This is a genomic window from Sphingosinicellaceae bacterium (assembly GCA_019285715.1).
Classification (GTDB): Bacteria; Pseudomonadota; Alphaproteobacteria; order Sphingomonadales; family Sphingomonadaceae; genus Glacieibacterium.
The window spans coordinates 3,887,588-3,905,346 of record CP079108.1 but is presented as its reverse complement, the minus strand read 5'-3'; the positions used below and the strand labels follow the sequence as shown (position 1 = coordinate 3,905,346).

General features: G+C 69.4%; 20 protein-coding genes. 13 read left to right on the top strand and 7 right to left on the bottom strand.

The features are described 5' to 3' along the window. Window positions 1-304: 304 nt before the first annotated feature. Both murJ and secB read right to left on the bottom strand, forming a co-directional pair. Window positions 305-1,867 (bottom strand): murein biosynthesis integral membrane protein MurJ, encoded by a 1,563-nt coding sequence (gene murJ / locus KX816_17950; GenBank protein ID QXQ06053.1) that lies wholly within the window; start codon window positions 1,865-1,867, stop codon window positions 305-307. Between the two features lie 138 nt (window positions 1,868-2,005). Beyond that, the gene (gene secB, locus KX816_17945) at window positions 2,006-2,521 is read right to left on the bottom strand and encodes a protein-export chaperone SecB (protein ID QXQ06052.1); all 516 of its coding nucleotides are present in this window, start codon (window positions 2,519-2,521) and stop codon (window positions 2,006-2,008) included. 249 nt (window positions 2,522-2,770) lie between these two features. Here secB and KX816_17940 point away from each other — a divergent pair, with 249 nt between their 5' ends. From KX816_17940 to KX816_17930, 3 genes are all read left to right on the top strand, one after another. Then, entirely contained in the window at window positions 2,771-3,448 is a 678-nt protein-coding gene (locus KX816_17940; GenBank protein QXQ06051.1) for a Tim44/TimA family putative adaptor protein, read from the top strand. After that, window positions 3,445-4,635 (top strand): murein transglycosylase A, encoded by a 1,191-nt coding sequence (locus KX816_17935; GenBank protein QXQ06050.1) that lies wholly within the window; start codon window positions 3,445-3,447, stop codon window positions 4,633-4,635. The genes KX816_17940 and KX816_17935 overlap by 4 nt, the downstream gene beginning before the upstream one ends. A gap of 107 nt (window positions 4,636-4,742) precedes the next feature. After that, complete coding sequence (locus tag KX816_17930; protein QXQ08658.1) at window positions 4,743-5,174, top strand: Smr/MutS family protein; 432 nt, start codon at window positions 4,743-4,745, stop codon at window positions 5,172-5,174. Here KX816_17930 and KX816_17925 read toward each other — a convergent pair. Together KX816_17925 and KX816_17920 are read right to left on the bottom strand one after the other, a co-directional pair. Continuing rightward, the gene (locus tag KX816_17925; protein ID QXQ06049.1) at window positions 5,171-5,974 is read right to left on the bottom strand and encodes a ferritin-like domain-containing protein; all 804 of its coding nucleotides are present in this window, start codon (window positions 5,972-5,974) and stop codon (window positions 5,171-5,173) included. The two genes, KX816_17930 and KX816_17925, sit on opposite strands and share 4 nt — an antisense overlap. 63 nt (window positions 5,975-6,037) lie before the next feature. Beyond that, window positions 6,038-6,547, bottom strand: coding sequence for an NUDIX hydrolase (locus KX816_17920; protein QXQ06048.1), 510 nt, complete (start codon window positions 6,545-6,547; stop codon window positions 6,038-6,040). Between the two features lie 108 nt (window positions 6,548-6,655). Between KX816_17920 and KX816_17915 the strand changes: the two genes are divergently transcribed. Continuing rightward, the gene (locus KX816_17915) at window positions 6,656-7,417 is read left to right on the top strand and encodes a GDP-mannose 4,6-dehydratase (protein ID QXQ06047.1); all 762 of its coding nucleotides are present in this window, start codon (window positions 6,656-6,658) and stop codon (window positions 7,415-7,417) included. Window positions 7,418-7,663: 246 nt separating this feature from the next. Here the strand turns inward: KX816_17915 and purB are convergent, their stop codons facing one another. Continuing rightward, window positions 7,664-8,965, bottom strand: coding sequence for an adenylosuccinate lyase (purB, locus tag KX816_17910; protein ID QXQ06046.1), 1,302 nt, complete (start codon window positions 8,963-8,965; stop codon window positions 7,664-7,666). Between the two features lie 216 nt (window positions 8,966-9,181). Here purB and KX816_17905 point away from each other — a divergent pair, with 216 nt between their 5' ends. Further along, entirely contained in the window at window positions 9,182-9,538 is a 357-nt protein-coding gene (locus tag KX816_17905; protein ID QXQ06045.1) for a hypothetical protein, read from the top strand. A gap of 105 nt (window positions 9,539-9,643) precedes the next feature. Here the strand turns inward: KX816_17905 and radC are convergent, their stop codons facing one another. Together radC and map are read right to left on the bottom strand one after the other, a co-directional pair. Next, window positions 9,644-10,327 (bottom strand): DNA repair protein RadC, encoded by a 684-nt coding sequence (gene radC, locus KX816_17900; GenBank protein QXQ06044.1) that lies wholly within the window; start codon window positions 10,325-10,327, stop codon window positions 9,644-9,646. A gap of 45 nt (window positions 10,328-10,372) precedes the next feature. Continuing rightward, window positions 10,373-11,209, bottom strand: coding sequence for a type I methionyl aminopeptidase (map, locus tag KX816_17895; GenBank protein ID QXQ06043.1), 837 nt, complete (start codon window positions 11,207-11,209; stop codon window positions 10,373-10,375). A 239-nt stretch (window positions 11,210-11,448) separates the two neighbouring features. Here map and KX816_17890 point away from each other — a divergent pair, with 239 nt between their 5' ends. The 8 genes from KX816_17890 to accD all read left to right on the top strand — a co-directional run bounded on the left by KX816_17890 (window position 11,449) and on the right by accD (window position 17,739). Further along, window positions 11,449-12,159, top strand: a complete 711-nt coding sequence (locus tag KX816_17890; protein ID QXQ06042.1) for a PEPxxWA-CTERM sorting domain-containing protein — start codon at window positions 11,449-11,451, stop codon at window positions 12,157-12,159. 160 nt (window positions 12,160-12,319) lie between these two features. After that, a complete protein-coding gene (locus KX816_17885) occupies window positions 12,320-13,099 on the top strand; it encodes a competence/damage-inducible protein A (GenBank protein QXQ06041.1) in 780 nt (259 codons plus the stop codon). Then, window positions 13,099-13,437, top strand: coding sequence for a hypothetical protein (locus KX816_17880; GenBank protein QXQ06040.1), 339 nt, complete (start codon window positions 13,099-13,101; stop codon window positions 13,435-13,437). The genes KX816_17885 and KX816_17880 overlap by 1 nt, the downstream gene beginning before the upstream one ends. Then, a complete protein-coding gene (gene pyrF, locus KX816_17875) occupies window positions 13,434-14,120 on the top strand; it encodes an orotidine-5'-phosphate decarboxylase (protein ID QXQ06039.1) in 687 nt (228 codons plus the stop codon). The genes KX816_17880 and pyrF overlap by 4 nt, the downstream gene beginning before the upstream one ends. Then, a complete protein-coding gene (locus tag KX816_17870; GenBank protein ID QXQ06038.1) occupies window positions 14,117-14,752 on the top strand; it encodes a phosphoribosylanthranilate isomerase in 636 nt (211 codons plus the stop codon). Before pyrF ends, KX816_17870 begins: the two co-directional genes overlap by 4 nt. A gap of 23 nt (window positions 14,753-14,775) precedes the next feature. Next, entirely contained in the window at window positions 14,776-15,993 is a 1,218-nt protein-coding gene (trpB, locus tag KX816_17865; GenBank protein QXQ06037.1) for a tryptophan synthase subunit beta, read from the top strand. A gap of 58 nt (window positions 15,994-16,051) precedes the next feature. Continuing rightward, on the top strand, window positions 16,052-16,885 hold the full coding sequence (trpA, locus tag KX816_17860) for a tryptophan synthase subunit alpha (GenBank protein QXQ06036.1): 834 nt from the start codon (window positions 16,052-16,054) through the stop codon (window positions 16,883-16,885). After that, window positions 16,882-17,739 (top strand): acetyl-CoA carboxylase, carboxyltransferase subunit beta, encoded by an 858-nt coding sequence (accD, locus tag KX816_17855; GenBank protein ID QXQ06035.1) that lies wholly within the window; start codon window positions 16,882-16,884, stop codon window positions 17,737-17,739. The genes trpA and accD overlap by 4 nt, the downstream gene beginning before the upstream one ends. Window positions 17,740-17,759 lie beyond the last annotated feature (20 nt).

Here is a 17,759-nt window from a genome sequence, read left to right as displayed (position 1 = left end):
ATAATGCCGAGCCGGGGGGCGGCCGCGCGCGACACCATATTGCACGGCAATCATGCCTCCCTAAGGAGGTGCTATATCTGAATAATTATCAAGCCATCACCTTGGTATTGACCGGCCTGTCGCTGGTTGTTGCCATCGTGACGCTGGGTCGGCGCTAGCGCCGGGACAGTGTGGGCGGGGGCCCTGGCAGGCCCCCGCCCTTTCGTTGAACCCGCCGTCAGCAAACAGCGAGTCCATGCGGTGTCTATCTGAACAACACCAAGCCGTGTTCCATATACGACATCGCGCCGAAACAACCAAGGGCCTAGCCCCGTCGGTTCAACTGGGCGCGGACTTCGGAGACGCTGACGGCACGGAACAGCGCGCAGCCGGCGACGAACACCAGGAAGCCGCCGCCGATCAGGAGCGCCAGCACGGCGGCCCGCACGAACAGGCCGGCGGTCATCCACGGTGCGACCAACGGGTTCGCCAGCGCCAGCACCGCGGCCATGGCGACCGTAGCGGCGAGCAGGCGCGGGACGGTGCGTCTGAGCCTCGCGTCGATGACGAAATGCCCGCGCTTGCGCAGTATCCACCACAGCAGGATGGCGTTGACCCAGGCCGCGAGCGCCGTCGACAGCGCGATGCCGCTGGTGCCGAGGCTCCAGATCAGCGCGAGGTTGCCGACGAGGTTGACCAGCATCGAGGCGATGGCGATGCGCACCGGGGTTCGCGTATCCTGCCGTGCATAAAAGCCCGGCGTCAGCACCTTGATCAGCACATACGCCGGCAGGCCGAGGGAGAAGCACGCCAGCGCCTGCGCGCAGTGGATCGAAGCGCTCGCGGTGAAGCGGCCATGCTCCAGCAGCGTCCGGATCATCGGCAGCGCACTGACCACCAGCGCAGCCGCAGCGGGGAGCGTCAGCAGCAGCACCAGCTCGATCGCGCGGTTCTGGGTGTGCATCGCGACCGCGTCTTGCCTGGCCCCGAGTTGCCGGGCGAGGGTCGGCAGCAGCGCGGTGCCGACGCCGATTCCGACGAGGCCAAGCGGCAACTGATTGAGTCGATCGGCGTAATACAGATAGCTGACCGCGCCCTCGGGCAGGAAACGGGCCGCCAGCGCGGTCGAGATCAGCAGGTTGAACTGCAGCGCTCCGGCCCCGAGCGCGGCGGGCCAGATGATCTTGAGCAGCCGCACGACCGCCGGGGTCAGCTTGGGCAGCCGCAGCTTCAGCTTCACGTCGGCGCGCAGGCAGGCCCACAGCAGCCAGATGAACTGCGCGATGCCCGCGACGGTAACCGCCGCCGCCTGGACCCGCGCGGTGCCGATCTCGCTCGACGAGTGGAAGAAGACCAGCCCGCCGATCAGGCTGAGGTTGAGCAGGATCGGTGCGGCGGCATTGACCCAGAAGCGCTGCAGCGAATTGAGGATACCCCCCAGCAGCGACACCAGGCTGATCATCAGCAGATAGGGGAAGGTGACCCGCGTCAGCTCGACGGCGAGCGCGAACTTGGCCGGTGACGCGCCCGGAAAGCCGCCGGTCATCGCGTACACCAGCGGCCCGGCCGCCAGCATCATCAGTCCGGTGAAGACGACGAGCACGGGTAGCAGGACGCTCAGAGCCTCCTCGGCGAAGCGCTTGGCGGCGGTGGTGTCGCCGTTATGCTCGCCGACCTGCCGGCTGAACATCGGCACGAAGGCGCTGGAGAAGGCCCCTTCCGCAAACAAGGCGCGGAACAGGTTGGGCAGGCGGAAGGCGATCAGGAAGCAGTCGGACGCGAGTCCCGCGCCGGCGAAACGCGCGAACAGCATGTCGCGGACAAAGCCGAGGATGCGGCTGACCAGGGTCAGCCCGCCGATCGTGCCGGTGGCGCGAAGCAGGTTCATCGACGCTCGCCCCGCGGGGGTAGTGACAGGCGCACAGCGCCAGGGAGAGGGCCGGGTGGGGATGCTCCGAAAGAGCCCCTCTCCCCGCCGCACCTGCGGTGCGAGTCGCCCTCTCCCCGCTGGGGAGAGGGAAGCAAGTTACGCGTTGCCAATCACTCCGGCCGGATTACCGGCACCGGCCTGCTGCTGCGCCATGTAGAGCGAGCCGAAGTCGATCGGCTCCAGCATCAGCGGCGGGAACCCGCCGTCGCGGGTGGCGTCGGCGATGATCCGGCGCGCGAACGGGAACAGGATGCGCGGCGCCTCGACGACGAGGAAGGGCTCGAGCTGCTCCTCGGGGATGTTCCGCAGGCCGAACAGCCCGGCGTAGAGCAGCTCGACGACGAACGCGACGGCCTCGCCGTTGACGGCGCGGGCGTCGATCTTGAGCTCGACCTCGTAGACGTCGTCGCCGGCGCGGCGGGCGTTGACGTTGACGTTGATCTCGATGCGCGGGGCGCCTTCCATCTGCAGCGACTGCGGCGCACCCGGGTTCTCGAACGACAGGTCCTTGGTGTACTGGGTCAGGATGCCGACCTGCGGGCCGGTCGCCGCCTCCTCGTCGAAGCCGTTGGGCTCCGGGGCGAAGTCGGCGTTGATGCTGTCGTCGGACATGTCGGTCTTTCGATAATCTGGGCGTGGAAACGGCGCGACGGCTAGCAGGGGGCTTCCGCGGGTGCAAGGCGGACGCGCCGGTGCCGGACGGACGGGGCGACGCGAACGGGGGTTGCGCTTGGCTCCAGCGCTACTCATGTCGCACTAACGGCGCGGAGATGGACCCCGGTGCTGCGAATTGCTATCGTCGTGCGTTGTAGCAAGCGTGTTATACGCGTTTCAGCCGACGCGTTGTTGAGGTGAGGCCAGATGGCGGACGGCGGATCGTGGATCGAGATTATTTTGCTGGCGATGCTCGCCGGCTTCATCGGGCTGCGGCTGGTCAGCGTCCTCGGCCGCCGCACCGGTAGCGAACGCCCGGTCGGCGACCAGTTCCGCGGCCCCGCCGCCGAGGTCATGAACCCGACCGTGCGCGGCACCGAGTCGGCCCCGCGCGGCGCCCTCGAACTCCCCGCCGACACCGAGGCAAGCCTCGCCCCGGCGCTCGAGCAGATCGCCGATGCCGACCGCAACTTCGACCCCGTGCGCTTCGTCGGTGGTGCCAAGGGTGCGTATTCGCAGATCCTCGAAGCGTTCTGGAAGGGCGATGTCGGCAGCCTCACGGGCCTGATGTCCGACCAGGTCCACGACGATTTCGCCCACGCCGTCACCGAGCGCCAGGCCGAAGGCATCACCATCGACAACCGCCTCGTCCGCATCAACCGTGCCAGCATCGTCGCGGCGCAGATGATCGGCGCGATGGCCGAGGTCACGGTGCGCTTCGACGCCGATATCGTCTCGGTCAGCCGCGGCAAGGATGGTACCGTCGTCTCGGGCTCGACAAGCGATGCCGTGCCGACCAGCGACGTCTGGACGTTCAGCCGGCTGGCGACCTCGCTCGACCCCAACTGGCTGCTGATCGCCACCGACGACGTCGCCTTTCCGTGAGGCGGCACACCCCCTCCCGCGAGGGGAGGGGCGTTTGGGCGACACTCGCGGTGCTGACCTTGCTCGCCGCATGCAGCACGACTCCGCCGAAATCCACCGCGACACCGCCCGCCGCGACCGGTCCCGCCACCGCGCGTGAAGCCGGCGTCGTGCGCGCCGCGTCGCCCGTCGGCACCGCCGCCGTCGCGCCGACCAGTCCCGCCGCCGCACTCGCCGCCTTCCGCCGCTCGTGCCCGGCGCTGCTCAAGCGCACCGACGTCAGCGGCCTGACCCAGCCCGGCGACTGGGCCGCCGCCTGCGCCGCTGCCGCAACCGCGCCCGACGCGCGGAGCTTCTTCGCCAGCCAGTTCGTCGCGGTCCGCATCGGTGATGGTGCCGGGCTCAACACCGGCTATTTCGAGCCCGAGCTGGCGGCCTCGCTGACCCGGGCCCCGGGCTACGCGGTGCCGCTCTACCGCCGTCCGCCCGACCTGATCGAGGCGGACCTCGGCGCGTTCGCCGACAGCCTGAAAGGCCGCAAGGTCCGCGGGCGGGTCGCCGGAACTGCCTTCGTGCCCTATTTCGACCGCGCCGAGATCGACGCCGGGGCGCTGGCCGGGCGGGGCCTCGAACTCGCGTGGGCGGCCGATCCCTACGACGCGTTCTTCCTCGAGATTCAGGGTTCGGGGCGGCTGCGGCTGCCCGACGGCAGCATCGTCGGCATCGGCTACGACGGCCAGAACGGGCGCGACTATACCGCCATCGGCAAGGTGCTGCGCGAGCGCAACGCGCTCCCGTCGGGCGGCGCGACGATGGACGGCATCATCGCCTGGATGAAGGCCCAGCCCGACGGCGGCGCGGCGCTGATGCACGAGAACCGCTCCAAGATCTTCTTCCGCAAGCTGCCCGGCGGCGACCCCGGCCTCGGTCCGCCCGGCGCACTCAACATCCCGCTCACGCCGGGCACCAGCGTCGCTGCCGACCCGAAGTTCGTGCCACTTGGCGCGCCGTTGTGGCTCGACCGCGGTGGCGCCGTGACGCTGATGGTCGCGCAGGATACCGGCGGCGCGATCCGCGGACCCAACCGCCTCGACCTGTTCCAGGGGACTGGCGAGGTTGCGCGCAAGACCGCTGGCGGACTCGCATCCCAAGGTCGAGTGGTCCTGCTGCTGCCGCCCACTAGCGTCGCGCGCCTCGGGCTCCGGTGAAGCGCAAGCCGCCGACGCCCGAGGAGAATGCGGCCTTGTGGTCGCGGGTTGCGGCGACGGTGCGTCCCATCGCCGGCAAGGTCCGGCCACCGCCGCCGCCACCGGGCATGCGCCTGCCCGAGAAGCCGCCAGAGGCCCCGCCGCCGCCACGCCGCACCGCGATCGCCAATCGCATCGCGGTCGACGCCGCGACGCTCGACGGCACCTGGGACAAGCGCATGATGCGCGGCACGCTGCGCCCCGACATGACCATCGACCTGCACGGCTACACCGGCAACCGCGCCGAGGCCGAGCTTCACGCCCGCATCGGCGACGCAGCGCTGTCGGGCGCGCGGGTGCTGCTGGTGATCACCGGCAAGGGCGCGCGGCGGGGCGACGACGAGGACCACGACCCCGACCGCCCGCGCGGCGTCATCCGTGCCTCGCTGCCGCGCTGGCTCGAGTCGCCGTCACTAAGGCCGTGGATCGCGGCGCTGCGCCCGGCGCACCCGCGGCATGGCGGTGGCGGAGCGTGGTACGTGATCCTCAGGCGACGCTAGGCCGCGACCGCCCGCTTTACCCGCAACGCGCCCCACAACACCCGTGTCGCCCAGCGCGCCAGCGCCCCGTCCGACCGCAGGCTGACCGCGCGCAACGTCATCCGCACCCCGTTCTCGACATGCGGCCGCCGGTACAGCCCGAGCGCGTGGGCGGCGTAGGCGCGGGTGTGGACCCCCGGCGTATAGGTGGCCGCCGGGTCGCCCGGCAGCACGTTCGCCGCGAACCACGCCCACCCCAGCTCGTCGTCACCCGCCTCGGCAAAGCGTGTCACGGCGATGCGCAGCCGCTCGCGCAAGGGCAGCGGTGGCATCGCCTCGGCGGTGCGCGCGAACAGGCGGTAGTGGGCGAACTCGTCGGCGGCGATGCGCCCGGCGATGCGGCGCAGCACCGGCTCGTCGGCGGCGTCGCGGAGCGCGGTGTAGAAGCTCGAGGTGCCGGTCTCGACGACCTGGCGGGCAAGCAGCTCGCCCGCCCGGCTGCCGCGGATCGAGGCGGTGGCGTCGACCTCGATCCGGTAGCCCGAGCGGAAGGCCGCGAGGGCGGCGTCGAAGTCCCAGCTGGGGTCCGCCAGCATCGCCCAGCGTCCGAGCGCCGAACCATGCTGGGCTTCCTCGGCACCCCAGGTGGTGATTTCGCCCAGGAAGGCCGCGTCGCCTGCGAACACGCCGCGCAGGTACGCGACATAGTCGGCGGCATTGGCCTCGACGAGCGCCGCCGCCTTGACCAGCGCGAGCAAGCGCGGGTCGACGCGCGCGGCGTCGAATGCGTTCCAGTCGATGTCGTTGAGTGTCCAGCCCATGCTTTACGAGTGGCTTTTGTTGTTGTGACCCGCGGCCCTCATAGCACCGTCTTCACCCGGACGTTAAGTTTCCATGACAGTCGGCCCGAGTGCGACCAGCAGCCGCGAGTCGATAACGCACCCGGCGGCGCGGCGTGCCGCGAGCCACCCGCCGAGGCCCGCCAGCGGCACGAGGTGGACGGTGATCGCCTCGCCCTCGACGCCGCCGCCGGGACCGGTGCGGACCAGCCCGTGGGCGCGGAACAGCCGGAAGCGCTCCGAGGTCATGCCCGGCGAGGTCGCGAACTCGCCGAGATCATCGAGGTGCGCCGCGGTGAAGCCGGTCTCCTCCTCCAACTCGCGTGCCGCCGACGCGGCCATGTCTTCACCGGGGATGTCGTCGCCGACCAGCCCGGCCGGCAGCTCGATGGTCGGTGCCTTGAGCGCCACCCGCCACTGCTCGACCAGCACGATCTCGCGGACATCGGTGACCGCGAGGATGACCGCTGCCGCAATGTCGCGGGTCCGCGCCGCGAACTCCCACGTGCCCTCGACGTGAACCTCGAGGTATTTTCCCTGCCATTCGATCGACATTCCGGCTCCCATTGGCGACGCAGTGCTGCACCGGAGCGTATAATCACGGTCGCCGGTGCCTGCGAAGCGGCCTTGACCCGGGCCGCCGCCGCCGCCACTTCGCCGCCCATGTCTTCATCCGCCGCCTCACGCGCCACCATCATCGGCCTCGACACCCCCGCCGGAGCATATCTCGCGCGCCTGCTGAGGGCCCGCCACTACACGGTCGCGGGCAGCTCAACCGACCCCGACCGGGCCGCCGCAATGCTGGCGACGCTCGGCGCGGACGAGGTCGACCTGCTCGCCTCCGCGCTCGCCTCGCTCGAGGGCCCGCCGCACGACGAGGTCTATGTCCTCGACGGCAGTGTCGATGCGAGCGCCTGCACCACGCCCTGGCCCGAGGTGCGCGTGTTCGTCGCGGCCGGTCCCGGCGGCAACGGCGTGACCATCGCCGAGCCGGGCCGCTTCGTGGTCTCCGGCCGGCTTTATGACCATGCCTCGCGCCTCGATCCGCCCGACCACTGGGCCCTGGCGGCGGTGCTCGCGGTCCGGGACTTCGCGCGCAGCGGCGTGCTGCCCAATTTCGACGACCCCGACAGCGCCCGCGATCTCGGCTGGACCCCCGAGTACGTCGACGCGATGTGGCGGATGCTGCAGGCCCCGGTGCCCCGCGACGAGGTCGTCGCCACCGGCGTCGCGCTCAGCCGCCGCGACATCGCGGTCCACGCCGCCGCCTATTTCAAGGTCGATCTCGGCGACCGGCTGCCCGCCCCACGGCCTGCCGACGTGGAGCTGGGTGACCCCTCCGGGATCGCCCGCGACCTCGGCTGGCGCGCCTTCACCCACGGTCGCGACCTCGTCCGGACCCTGTGCGAGGGCGTCCCCGCCTGAGGCTGCGGTGGACGGTCGTGCGTGGTGGCCGTGCGGATGGCCCGCGACCGCAACTTGATGCACCGTGTCTTCGCGGCGGAGCGGAATCCGGTGACTGGCGGCTCGCAAGAACGTCGCGGCGGTGCTGGTGGTCACCGCGGTGCGCTTCCTCCAGCCCGGATGGCGGCCGCAACAGATCGCCGCGGTGCGCTTGCTTGCGGCACTCCGGCCGTTCGCGCCCCGGCAGCCGATCGGAGCCGTTCCGGCCTAGCTTCCGAACACCCGCGCGAAGATCGTGTCGACGTGGCGGAAGTGGTAGCCGAGGTCGAACAGATCGGCGAGCGCATCGGGCTCCAGGTACGCCGTGACCTCGGCGTCGGCGGTCAGCAGGTCGAGCAGCTGGAGCTGGCCATCGGCCTGCCAGACCTTCATCGCATTGCGCTGCACCAGGCTGTAGGCGTCCTCGCGGCTCGCGCCCGCCTGGGTCAGCGCCAGCAGGACGCGCTGCGAATGAACGAGCCCGCCCATCTTGTTGAGGTTGGCCAGCATCCGCTCTGGATAGACCACGAGCTTGTCCATCACCCCTGTCAGCCGGGCGAGGGCGAAGTCGAGCGTCACCGTTGCGTCGGGGCCGATCATGCGCTCGACCGACGAGTGGCTGATGTCGCGCTCGTGCCACAACGCGATGTTCTCCAGCGCCGGCGTGACCATGCCGCGGACCAGCCGCGCGAGCCCGGTCAAATTCTCGCTGAGGACCGGGTTGCGCTTGTGCGGCATCGCGCTCGAACCCTTCTGGCCGGGGGCGAAATACTCCTCCGCCTCCAGGACCTCGGTGCGCTGCAGGTGGCGGACCTCGGTGGCGAGCCGCTCGATGCAGCCGGCGACGACGCCCAGCGTGGCGAAATAGACCGCGTGGCGGTCGCGCGGGATGACCTGGGTCGAGACCGGCTCGACGGTTAGGTTCATCGCCTTGGCAACGTGCTCCTCGACGCGCGGGTCGATGTTGGCGAAGGTCCCGACCGCACCCGAGATCGCGCAGGTCGCGACCTCCTCGCGGGCCAGCACCAGCCGCGCCCGGCAGCGGTCGAACTCGGCGTAGGCCTGGGCAAGCTTGAGGCCAAAGGTCGTCGGCTCGGCGTGGATGCCGTGGCTGCGACCGATCGTCGGGGTCAGGCGATGCTCGAGGGCGCGACGCTTCAGCACGACCAGCAGCGCGTCGATGTCGGCAATCATCAGGTCGGCGGCGCGCGCCAGCTGGACGCCGAGGCAGGTGTCGAGGACGTCGCTGCTGGTCATGCCCTGGTGGACGAAGCGCGCTTCCGGCCCGACGTGCTCGGCAAGGTTGGTCAAGAAGGCGATGACGTCGTGGCGGGTCTCGCGCTCGATCTCGTCGATGCGGTCGACGTCGAAGCCGCCCTTTTCCCACACCGCCTTCGCGGCTTCGGCGGGAACGACGCCGAGCTCGACCAGCGCGTCCATGGCGTGCGCCTCGATCTCGAACCAGATCTGGAAACGCGTGCGGGCGTCCCAGATGGCGACCATCTCGGGACGCGAATAACGGGGGATCATGGTCGGGCCTCGGCAGGAAAGCGCGGGGGGTAGCACAGGGTGAGCCGGGCAGACAACGCGACCGGCGACGGACCTTTCGCGCCTTCGAACCGTTAAGGATCGTGGCTTGGCCGTAACCGGCGACAGCGTCGGGACGACCACGAGCTGGCAGCACTGGAGCAACCCCGAGGGTCCCGGTGTTGGCCGCAAGAACGAATTTGCACGAAGGAGAATGTTATGAACCGGACTCTTTGGGCGGCGGTTATCGCTGCCACCGCGTTGACCGCTACCGCCGCCGATGCGCGGACAAGCATGAAGCACCATCGTGCTGCCGCCGGCGGTGATGCCAAGGCGCAGGCGGTGACCAAGGATCTCAACACCCAGCAGCTCGCCAGCGCCAGCGGTGCCGGTGCACCGGCGGCTGGCCCGGCGATGGGCTCGGCACCGATGCCGGCCGACGCTCCGGCCGGAGCAGCCCCGGCGCCTGACGCCGGAGCTCCGATGGCGCCGATGTCCGAGACGACGCCGCCCGCGGATGGCGCGGCACCGGCCGATTCTGCTGCACCGGCTGATTCAACGACTCCCCCGCGCTGAACCGGGGTCGCGAGCGCGCCTAGCGCAACGCTCGCGTCGGTTGTCCCTTCGGGTCGCACCGAGAGGACGGAAGGGGTCGCGCAAGCGGCCCCTTTTTCGTGGGCGCTACAGCAGGCCGAGCGCGCGGAAGCTGGCGTGGCCCGTGCGTCCGATCACGACATGATCGTGGACCGCCAGCCCGAGCGGCTTGCCGGCGTCGACGATGGTCTTCGTCATCTGGATGTCGTCCCGGCTCGGCGACGGGTCGCCGCTGGGGTGGTTGTGGACCAGGATGACGGCGCTTGCCCCGAGCTCCAGCGCCCGCTTGACGACCTCGCGCGGATACACAGCGGCGGCGTTGATGGTGCCGTTCCCCATTGCCTCGTCGCGGACCACGACGTTGCGGTTGTTGAGGAAGATTACCCGGAACTCCTCCGTCACCCGGTGCGCCATGCTGGCGTGGAGATAGTCGGTCAGTGCCTGCCAGCCCGACAGCACCTCGCGGCCGATGGCGGCGCTGCGCAATGATCGGAGCGAGGCCGCCTCGACGAACTTGATCGCCGCCGCCGCGCCCGACGTCATTCCCTCGACCCGCGCCAGTTCGCCGGCAGTGGCCGCCAGCATCGACGGAAACGAGCCGAACTCGTCGAGCAGGCGCTTTGCCAACGGCTTGGTATCGCGGCGCGGAATTGCCAGCCCGAGGATGTATTCGATCAGCTCATAGTCGAGGAAGGCATCGCCGCCGCCCTCGATCAGCCGCTCGCGCAGCCGTTCGCGGTGTCCGCTTTTCTGATCTTCGTCCCCAGGCATGCGGGGAGCCTAGTCGCTCGCCGTGCCGAGGTCATCACGTCTCCGTTACGAGACCGCGTAGGGCGGGTGATCGAGGCCGGCGGGTGATCCGGTAAAGATCTCGCAGCCGTCCTCGGTGATGCCGATGCTGTGCTCGAACTGCGCCGACAGCGAGCGGTCGCGGGTTACAGCCGTCCAGCCGTCCTCCAGCAGTTTCACCTTCGATGCGCCGAGGTTGATCATCGGCTCGATGGTGAAGATCATGCCGGCCCTGAGCATCTCGCCGGTCCTCGGGCGGCCGAAGTGGACGACATTCGGTGCATCGTGGAACACCCGGCCGACGCCGTGCCCGCAGAAATCGCGCACCACCGAGCAGCGCTGACCTTCCGCGTAGCTCTGGATCGCGTGGCCGATGTCGCCGAGCGTGTTGCCGGGCTTGGCAGCCGCGATGCCGCGCTGCAGGCATTCCCAGGTGATGTCGACGAGGCGGCGCGCCTTCAGCGGCACGTCGCCGACCAGGTACATGCGGCTGGTGTCGCCGTGCCAGCCGTCGACGATGACGGTGACGTCGATGTTGACGATGTCGCCGTCCTTCAGCCGCTTGGCCCCCGGCATGCCGTGGCAGACGACGTGGTTGACGCTGATGCAGAGCGAATGGCTGTAGCCGCGGTAGAACACCGTCGCCGGCAGCGCCCCGTGGGCCAAGGCGAAGTCGTACGCGAGCTTGTCGAGATCGCTGGTCACGACCTCCGGCACGACGTGCGCGGTCAGCATGTCGAGCACTTCCGCGGCGAGTTTTCCGGCCTTGCGCATCCCGGCAAAACCTTCGGGGCCATGCAGCTTGATCGTCGCGGTCCGCTCCTCGGCATCGGCGAGCGCGTCGTAGGTGGCGGCGTAGGTCATCGGTACGATGTATGTCCGGGGCCGGAAACGCGCAAGCACGACCACTGTCGACCAGTTCGTTCACTTCCGCCCCGGCAAATGTGTCGGTGATTTTTACACTTTGAGCATCGCGCCTAACATTCCGTTACGCCTATTCAACGACTTATTGTTTGGCACGGGAATTGCTTCGTGACGGATGCATAACAAACGTCACACACGAAGGACCTTGAATGAATTTTCGCCTGACAATCGTGTCGCTCATGAGCGCAGCCGCCGTTCTCGGCATTGCCGCGCCGGGCAGCGCTGCCGTCAACCTGATCGTCAACGGCAGCTTCGAGGCCGGTGACTTCACGGGCTTCACGCACACCGGCACCGCTGGCCTTGCCGACCCTGCCGTTGTCCTCAACTACAACAGCGCCGCCAGCTACGGCCAGGGCGGCGGCGCCTACGGCGAAGCCGTTCCCTTCGACAATTCGGTGTCCGCGAGCCCCGACGTCGTCGGCCTTCATGCGGCCTATTTCGTTGCGGACTACGCCAACAACGAGTCGATTTCGCAGCTGACCGCCCTGCATTCTGGCAACTACCGTATCGGCTTCAGCGCGTATCTGCCGCAGAACGGTGCCAACAACGGATTCGACGCCACCTTTGCCGGCTCGATCATCGGCGTCGATGTCGCCAGCTTCACCGCATCACAGGTCGGTGCCACGCAATGGTACAACTTCAGCGGCGTCGCGCAGATCGTGACGTCGGGCAATTACCTGACCTCGTTCACCTTCAATTCGTTCGGCGCTCCCGCCAAGGACTTCGTCATCGACCGTGTGTTCGTCATCGCGACGAACGATGAGGCGACCTACCTGATCCCGCCAACGCCGACGAGCGCGATCCCGGAGCCTGCAGTCTGGAGCCTGATGATTGCCGGCTTCGGCATGACCGGCTTCTCGATGCGCCGCAGCTTCGCGCGCACCGCCTGAGCGCCTTCGCTAAACCGAACGCTTGAACAAAGCGCTTGACCGAAGCACTTGAACGGCAGGGGGCCGGCGCAGCAGCGCCGGCCCCTTCTGTCGAGGCGTCGAATGTTCATCGCTGGCCGGGCCTTCCGTGCGGCGGCACCCTGCGCTAGACCCGCGCGACATGGCCGACCTCGCCCCCGAAAGCGCACCCGACGCTGGCCGCATCTACACCGCCGCCCTGCTGATCATCGGTGACGAGATCCTGTCGGGGCGGACGCAGGATGCGAACCTTGCCTACCTTGCCAAGTGGCTGGGGGTGCAGGGCATCCGGTTGCGCGAAGTGCGGGTCGTTGCCGACGATCACGCGGCGATCGGCGACGCGGTCAACGCGCTCAGGGTCGCGCACGATTATCTGTTCACCACCGGGGGCATCGGGCCGACACACGACGACATTACCGTCGACGCGATTGCCGCCGCGCTCGGGGTCGGCGTCGTCGTTCACCCCAAGGCGCGCGCGATCCTGGAGAAATACTACGGTGACAAGCTGACGGACGCCCGGCTGCGGATGGCGCGGGTGCCCGACGGGGCGGAGCTGATCGAGAACCCGCGCACCGGTGCGCCCGGTATTCGCCACGGCAACATCTTCATCATGGCGGGTGTCCCGGCGATAACCCAGGGCATGCTCGCGGCGCTGGACGGCAAGCTCCAGGGCGGTGCGCCGGTGCTCAGCCGCACGGTCGCGGCCTGGACCGCCGAGAGCGCGGTCGCGGCGACGCTGGCGGCGGTCGAGAAGGCCAACCCCGGCACCCAGATCGGCAGCTACCCGTTCTGGCGCGAGGGGCGGACGGGGGCCAATTTCGTCATCCGTGCCACCGACCCGGTGTTGCTTGATGCGTGCGCGGTGGCGCTGCTCGCGGCGCTGACCGAGGCCGGCCTCGCGCCCCTCGACGGGGAGCTGTGATGGGCGTCGTACGGCTCGTCCTGTGGCTCATCGCGCTGGTCGCGTTCGGGGTCTTCGCAGGCGCCAACTGGATCAAGGTGCCGCTGGTCTTCGGCCCTACCGAGATCATAATCAACCTGCCGGTGCTGCTGCTCGGCGTCCTGCTGATCGGCTTCCTGCCGATGTACATCGTCCACCGGCTGGTGCGGCGGCGGTGGGTGCTGCGGAGCGCCGCGGTCGCGCCGCTCGCCAGTTATGCAGCGCCGCTGTCGCCCGAGGCCATGCCGACGCCGCCGCTCGGGCATCCCGGTGCGGTCAGCTTCGCCCAGCCGACGATCGTGCCGCCGGGGTGCGGATGACCAACCCGGTCCCAAATCCGATTTACGTCGCGGTCGATACTGCCCAGCTCCGAGTCGCCCAGAAACTGGTCCGGACGGTCGCCCCCCATGTCGGTGGCATCAAGCTCGGGCTGCAGTTCTTCGCCGCCAACGGCCCGGACGGGGTGCGCGCGATGGCCGCGTTCGGCCTGCCGATCTTCCTCGACCTGAAGTTCCACGACATCCCCAACACCGTGTCGCGCGCTATCCAGTCGGTGCGCGGCCTCCAGCCTGCCGTGATGACCGTCCACGCAGCGGGTGGCCGCGAGATGCTCAAGCGCGCGCGGCGCATCGCCGACCCGGCGACCAAGGTCGTTGCGGTGACGGTGCTGACCAGCCTGTCCGACCGCGACCTCGGCGAAACCGGGATCGGCGCGGCGACGTCGGCGCAGGCGCTGAAGCTGGCCCGGCTGGCGAAGTCATGCGGGCTCGACGGTATCGTCTGCTCGGGCCGCGAGGTCGCCGCGATCAAGGCCGAGTGGCCCGACGGTTATTTCGTCGTCCCCGGCCTGCGCCCTGCAGGAGCCCAGCGCGACGACCAGAAGCGCCCCGTTACCCCGGCGGACGCGCTCCAGTCGGGCGCGTCGATGCTCGTCATCGGCCGCCCGATCACCGCCGCCAAGGATCCCGCCGAGGCCGCGCGCAGCATCCTCGCCAGCCTGTGACCGACATCAAGATCTGCGGGCTCTCGACGCCCGAGACCATCGACGCCGCGGCCGCAGCAGGCGCGACCCACGTCGGCTTCGTGTTCTTCGCCGCCTCGCCCCGTAACCTGTCGCCGGAGCGCGCCGCCGATCTCGCGTCGCGGGTGCCACCGCATGTCCGCAAGGTCGGGGTGTTCGTCGATCCCGACGACGCGCTGCTCGACGCCGCAATGCCCGCGCTCGACATCATCCAGCTGCACGGCACCGAGGCCCCCGCCCGCGCCGCGACCCTCCGCGCCCGCTACGGCAAGCCGGTGTGGCGCGCCGCCGGAGTCGCCAGCGCCGCCGATATCCGCGCCGCGATTGCGGCGGCGCGCGGCAATTGCGACCTGTTGCTCCTCGATGCCAAAGCGCCTAGCGAAGCCCCCCTGCCGGGCGGCAACGGGCTCCGTTTCGACTGGCGACTGCTGACGGACGCGCGTCCCGACCTGCCCTGGGGCCTGTCGGGCGGGCTCGATGCCGGCAACGTCGCCGAGGCGATCCGGGGCTGCGGTCCGGCGCTGGTCGACGTGTCGTCGGGGGTCGAGGAGGCTTCCGGCGTCAAGTCGGTGACGAAGATCAGGGCGTTCATCGAAGCGGCGAGGACGGCGTAGTGGCGACGGCTTTACAAGATAATTTGGTTCGGGATTTCGGCGGCAGCCTGCGCGCCGGTCCCGATGCGCGCGGCCATTTCGGCCCCTATGGCGGGCGCTATGTCGCCGAGACGTTGATGCCGTTGATCCTCGACCTCGAGGTCGCCTACCGCGCGGCGCAGGCCGATCCGGCGTTCAAGGCCGAGTTCGACTGGCTGATGAAGCACTTCGTCGGCCGCCCCAGCCCGATGTACTTCGCCGAGGCGCTCACCAAGCATTTGGGCGGCGCGAAAATCTACTTCAAGCGCGACGAACTCAACCACACCGGCGCGCACAAGATCAACAACTGCATCGGCCAGATTTTGCTGGCCAAGCGCATGGGCAAGACTCGCATCATCGCCGAGACCGGGGCGGGCCAGCACGGCGTCGCAACCGCGACCGTGGCGGCGCGGTTCGGCCTGCCGTGCACGATCTTCATGGGTGCGCGCGACGTCGAGCGGCAGTCGCCCAACGTCTTCCGCATGAAGCTGCTCGGCGCCGAGGTCCGCCCCGTCGAGAGCGGCTCCAAGACCCTGAAGGACGCGATGAACGAGGCCCTGCGCGACTGGGTCACCAACGTCCACGACACCTTCTACATCATCGGCACCGCCGCCGGCCCGCACCCGTACCCGGAGCTCGTCCGCGACTTCCAGTCGGTGATCGGCCACGAGGCCAAGGCGCAAATCCTGGAGGCCGAGGGCCGACTGCCCGACGTCCTGGTCGCGGCGATCGGCGGCGGCTCGAACGCCATCGGGCTGTTCCACCCGTTCCTCGACGACCCCAGCGTCAAGATGATCGGTGTCGAGGCGGCGGGCCACGGCGTCGACACCGACAAGCATGCCGCCTCCCTGCTCGGCGGCGTCGACGGCGTCCTGCACGGCAACAAGACCCGGCTGATCCAGGATGCCGACGGGCAGATCGCCGAGGCGCATTCGATCTCCGCCGGCCTCGACTACCCCGGCATCGGCCCAGAGCACGCTTGGCTGCACTCGATCGGCCGCGTCGAATATCAGTCGGCGACCGACGCCGAGGCGCTCGACGCGTTCCAGCTGCTGTGCCGCACCGAGGGCATCATCCCCGCGCTCGAACCGGCGCACGCCATCGCCGCGATAATGCGCTTCGCACCGTCGATGCGAGCGGACGAGATTGTCGTCGCCAACTTGTGCGGACGCGGCGACAAGGACATCTTCACGGTCGCCGCGGCGTTGGGCGTGGAGCTGTGAGGGGCATCTCAAACACAGGATGCACGCCGATTACGGTGCTCTTCCGGCAGCCCCCCGCATGACCGACCGCCTGTCCCGCACCTTCGCCGCCTGCGCCATGGCCCACCGCGCCGCGCTGATCACCTTCGTCACCGCGGGTGACCCCGATCTCGACACCTGCGCACGGGTGATGGACAGCCTCGTCGCCGGCGGGGCGGACGTGATCGAGATCGGCATGCCGTTTACCGACCCGATGGCCGACGGGCCGGCGATCCAGGCGGGCAATATCCGGTCGCTCGGGTCCGGCACGACACTGCGCAAGGTGTTGGCGATGGTCCGCGACTTCCGCGTCGGGAACCAGGCGACGCCGCTGATCCTGATGGGCTATTTCAACCCGATCCTCGCTTACGGCCCGACCTCGTTCGCGGCCGATGCCGCCGCTGCTGGCCTCGATGGCTGCATCGTCGTCGACCTGCCGCCCGAGGAGGATGCCGAGCTTTCGCCGGCGCTGGCGGGCCACGGCCTGCACCTGATCCGGCTGGCGACCCCGACCACCGACGTCCGCCGCCTGCCGACGATCGTCAGCGGTGCCTCGGGCTTCCTCTATTATGTCGCGGTCGCCGGGATCACCGGGGCCAATGCCGCGACCGCCGACGACATCGGCGCCGCGGTCGCGCGCATCAAGGCCGCCACCATGATGCCGGTCGCGGTCGGCTTCGGCATCCGCACCCCCGAGGCGGCTGCCGCCGTCGCGCGGGTGGCCGACGCGGTCGTCGTCGGTTCGGCGATCGTCGAGCTGATCGGGGCGGCCTCGATCGCCCGCGCCAACGACCTGCCGGAGCAAGTTGAGGCCTTCGTCGCCAGCCTGAGCCTTGCGGTCCGCTCGGCGCGCGCGCAATTAGCAGCGGAATGAGCTGGCTCACCCGCACACGACAACGCCTCGGCGGCTTCATCTCGCGCCGCGAGACGCCTGAGAACCTGTGGCACAAGTGCCGGAACTGTGGCGCCATGCTGTACACCAAGGAGTTCGACGAGAACCTCCGGGTCTGCCCGCGCTGTGACCACCACGAGCGCATCGGCCCCGACATCCGCTTCGCGCACGTCTTCGACGGCGGCAGCCACGTCCGCATCTCGGTGCCGCCGGTTGCCGAGGACCCGCTGCACTTCAAGGACCAGAAGCGCTACCTCGACCGCCTCAAGGCCGCCCGCGCCGCGACCGGAGAGACCGAGGCGATGATCGTCGCGCGCGGCAGCATCGAGGGCGTCGAGGCCGTCGTCGCGGTCCAGAACTTCGCCTTCATGGGCGGCTCGATGGGCCTTGGCGTCGGCGAGGCGTTCCTCAGCGGTGCCCGCGCCGCGATTACCGCCAAGGCACCCTACGTGGTCTTCACCGCGGCCGGCGGCGCGCGCATGCAGGAGGGCATCCTCAGCCTGATGCAGATGCCGCGCACCACCGTCGCGATCGCCGAACTGCGCGAGGCCGGCCTGCCCTACATCGTCGTGATGACCGATCCGACCACCGGCGGCGTCACCGCAAGCTATGCGATGCTCGGCGACATCCAGCTCGCCGAGCCGCGCGCGCTGATCGGCTTCGCGGGCCAGCGGGTCATCGAGCAGACCATCCGCGAAAAGCTGCCCGAAGGCTTCCAGCGCGCCGAATACCTGCTCGAGCACGGCATGCTCGACATGGTCGTCGAGCGGAAGGACCTTCGCACCACGCTCGGGCGCATCCTCGGGCTGCTGATGCACCGGGCCAAGGCGGCGTGAACGCCAGTTCGCTTGCCGCC

What these genes read in the sequence shown, in the direction of transcription:
- murJ (QXQ06053.1), bottom strand. Translation starts at nt 1,867, where the DNA reads ATGAACCTGCTTCGCGCCACCGGCACGATCGGCGGGCTGACCCTGGTC.
- secB (QXQ06052.1), bottom strand. Translation starts at nt 2,521, where the DNA reads ATGTCCGACGACAGCATCAACGCCGACTTCGCCCCGGAGCCCAACGGC.
- KX816_17940 (QXQ06051.1), top strand. Translation starts at nt 2,771, where the DNA reads ATGGCGGACGGCGGATCGTGGATCGAGATTATTTTGCTGGCGATGCTC.
- KX816_17930 (QXQ08658.1), top strand. Translation starts at nt 4,743, where the DNA reads ATGCGCCTGCCCGAGAAGCCGCCAGAGGCCCCGCCGCCGCCACGCCGC.
- KX816_17925 (QXQ06049.1), bottom strand. Translation starts at nt 5,974, where the DNA reads ATGGGCTGGACACTCAACGACATCGACTGGAACGCATTCGACGCCGCG.
- KX816_17920 (QXQ06048.1), bottom strand. Translation starts at nt 6,547, where the DNA reads ATGTCGATCGAATGGCAGGGAAAATACCTCGAGGTTCACGTCGAGGGC.
- KX816_17915 (QXQ06047.1), top strand. Translation starts at nt 6,656, where the DNA reads ATGTCTTCATCCGCCGCCTCACGCGCCACCATCATCGGCCTCGACACC.
- purB (QXQ06046.1), bottom strand. Translation starts at nt 8,965, where the DNA reads ATGATCCCCCGTTATTCGCGTCCCGAGATGGTCGCCATCTGGGACGCC.
- KX816_17905 (QXQ06045.1), top strand. Translation starts at nt 9,182, where the DNA reads ATGAACCGGACTCTTTGGGCGGCGGTTATCGCTGCCACCGCGTTGACC.
- radC (QXQ06044.1), bottom strand. Translation starts at nt 10,327, where the DNA reads ATGCCTGGGGACGAAGATCAGAAAAGCGGACACCGCGAACGGCTGCGC.
- map (QXQ06043.1), bottom strand. Translation starts at nt 11,209, where the DNA reads ATGACCTACGCCGCCACCTACGACGCGCTCGCCGATGCCGAGGAGCGG.
- KX816_17890 (QXQ06042.1), top strand. Translation starts at nt 11,449, where the DNA reads ATGAGCGCAGCCGCCGTTCTCGGCATTGCCGCGCCGGGCAGCGCTGCC.
- KX816_17885 (QXQ06041.1), top strand. Translation starts at nt 12,320, where the DNA reads ATGGCCGACCTCGCCCCCGAAAGCGCACCCGACGCTGGCCGCATCTAC.
- KX816_17880 (QXQ06040.1), top strand. Translation starts at nt 13,099, where the DNA reads ATGGGCGTCGTACGGCTCGTCCTGTGGCTCATCGCGCTGGTCGCGTTC.
- pyrF (QXQ06039.1), top strand. Translation starts at nt 13,434, where the DNA reads ATGACCAACCCGGTCCCAAATCCGATTTACGTCGCGGTCGATACTGCC.
- trpA (QXQ06036.1), top strand. Translation starts at nt 16,052, where the DNA reads ATGACCGACCGCCTGTCCCGCACCTTCGCCGCCTGCGCCATGGCCCAC.
- accD (QXQ06035.1), top strand. Translation starts at nt 16,882, where the DNA reads ATGAGCTGGCTCACCCGCACACGACAACGCCTCGGCGGCTTCATCTCG.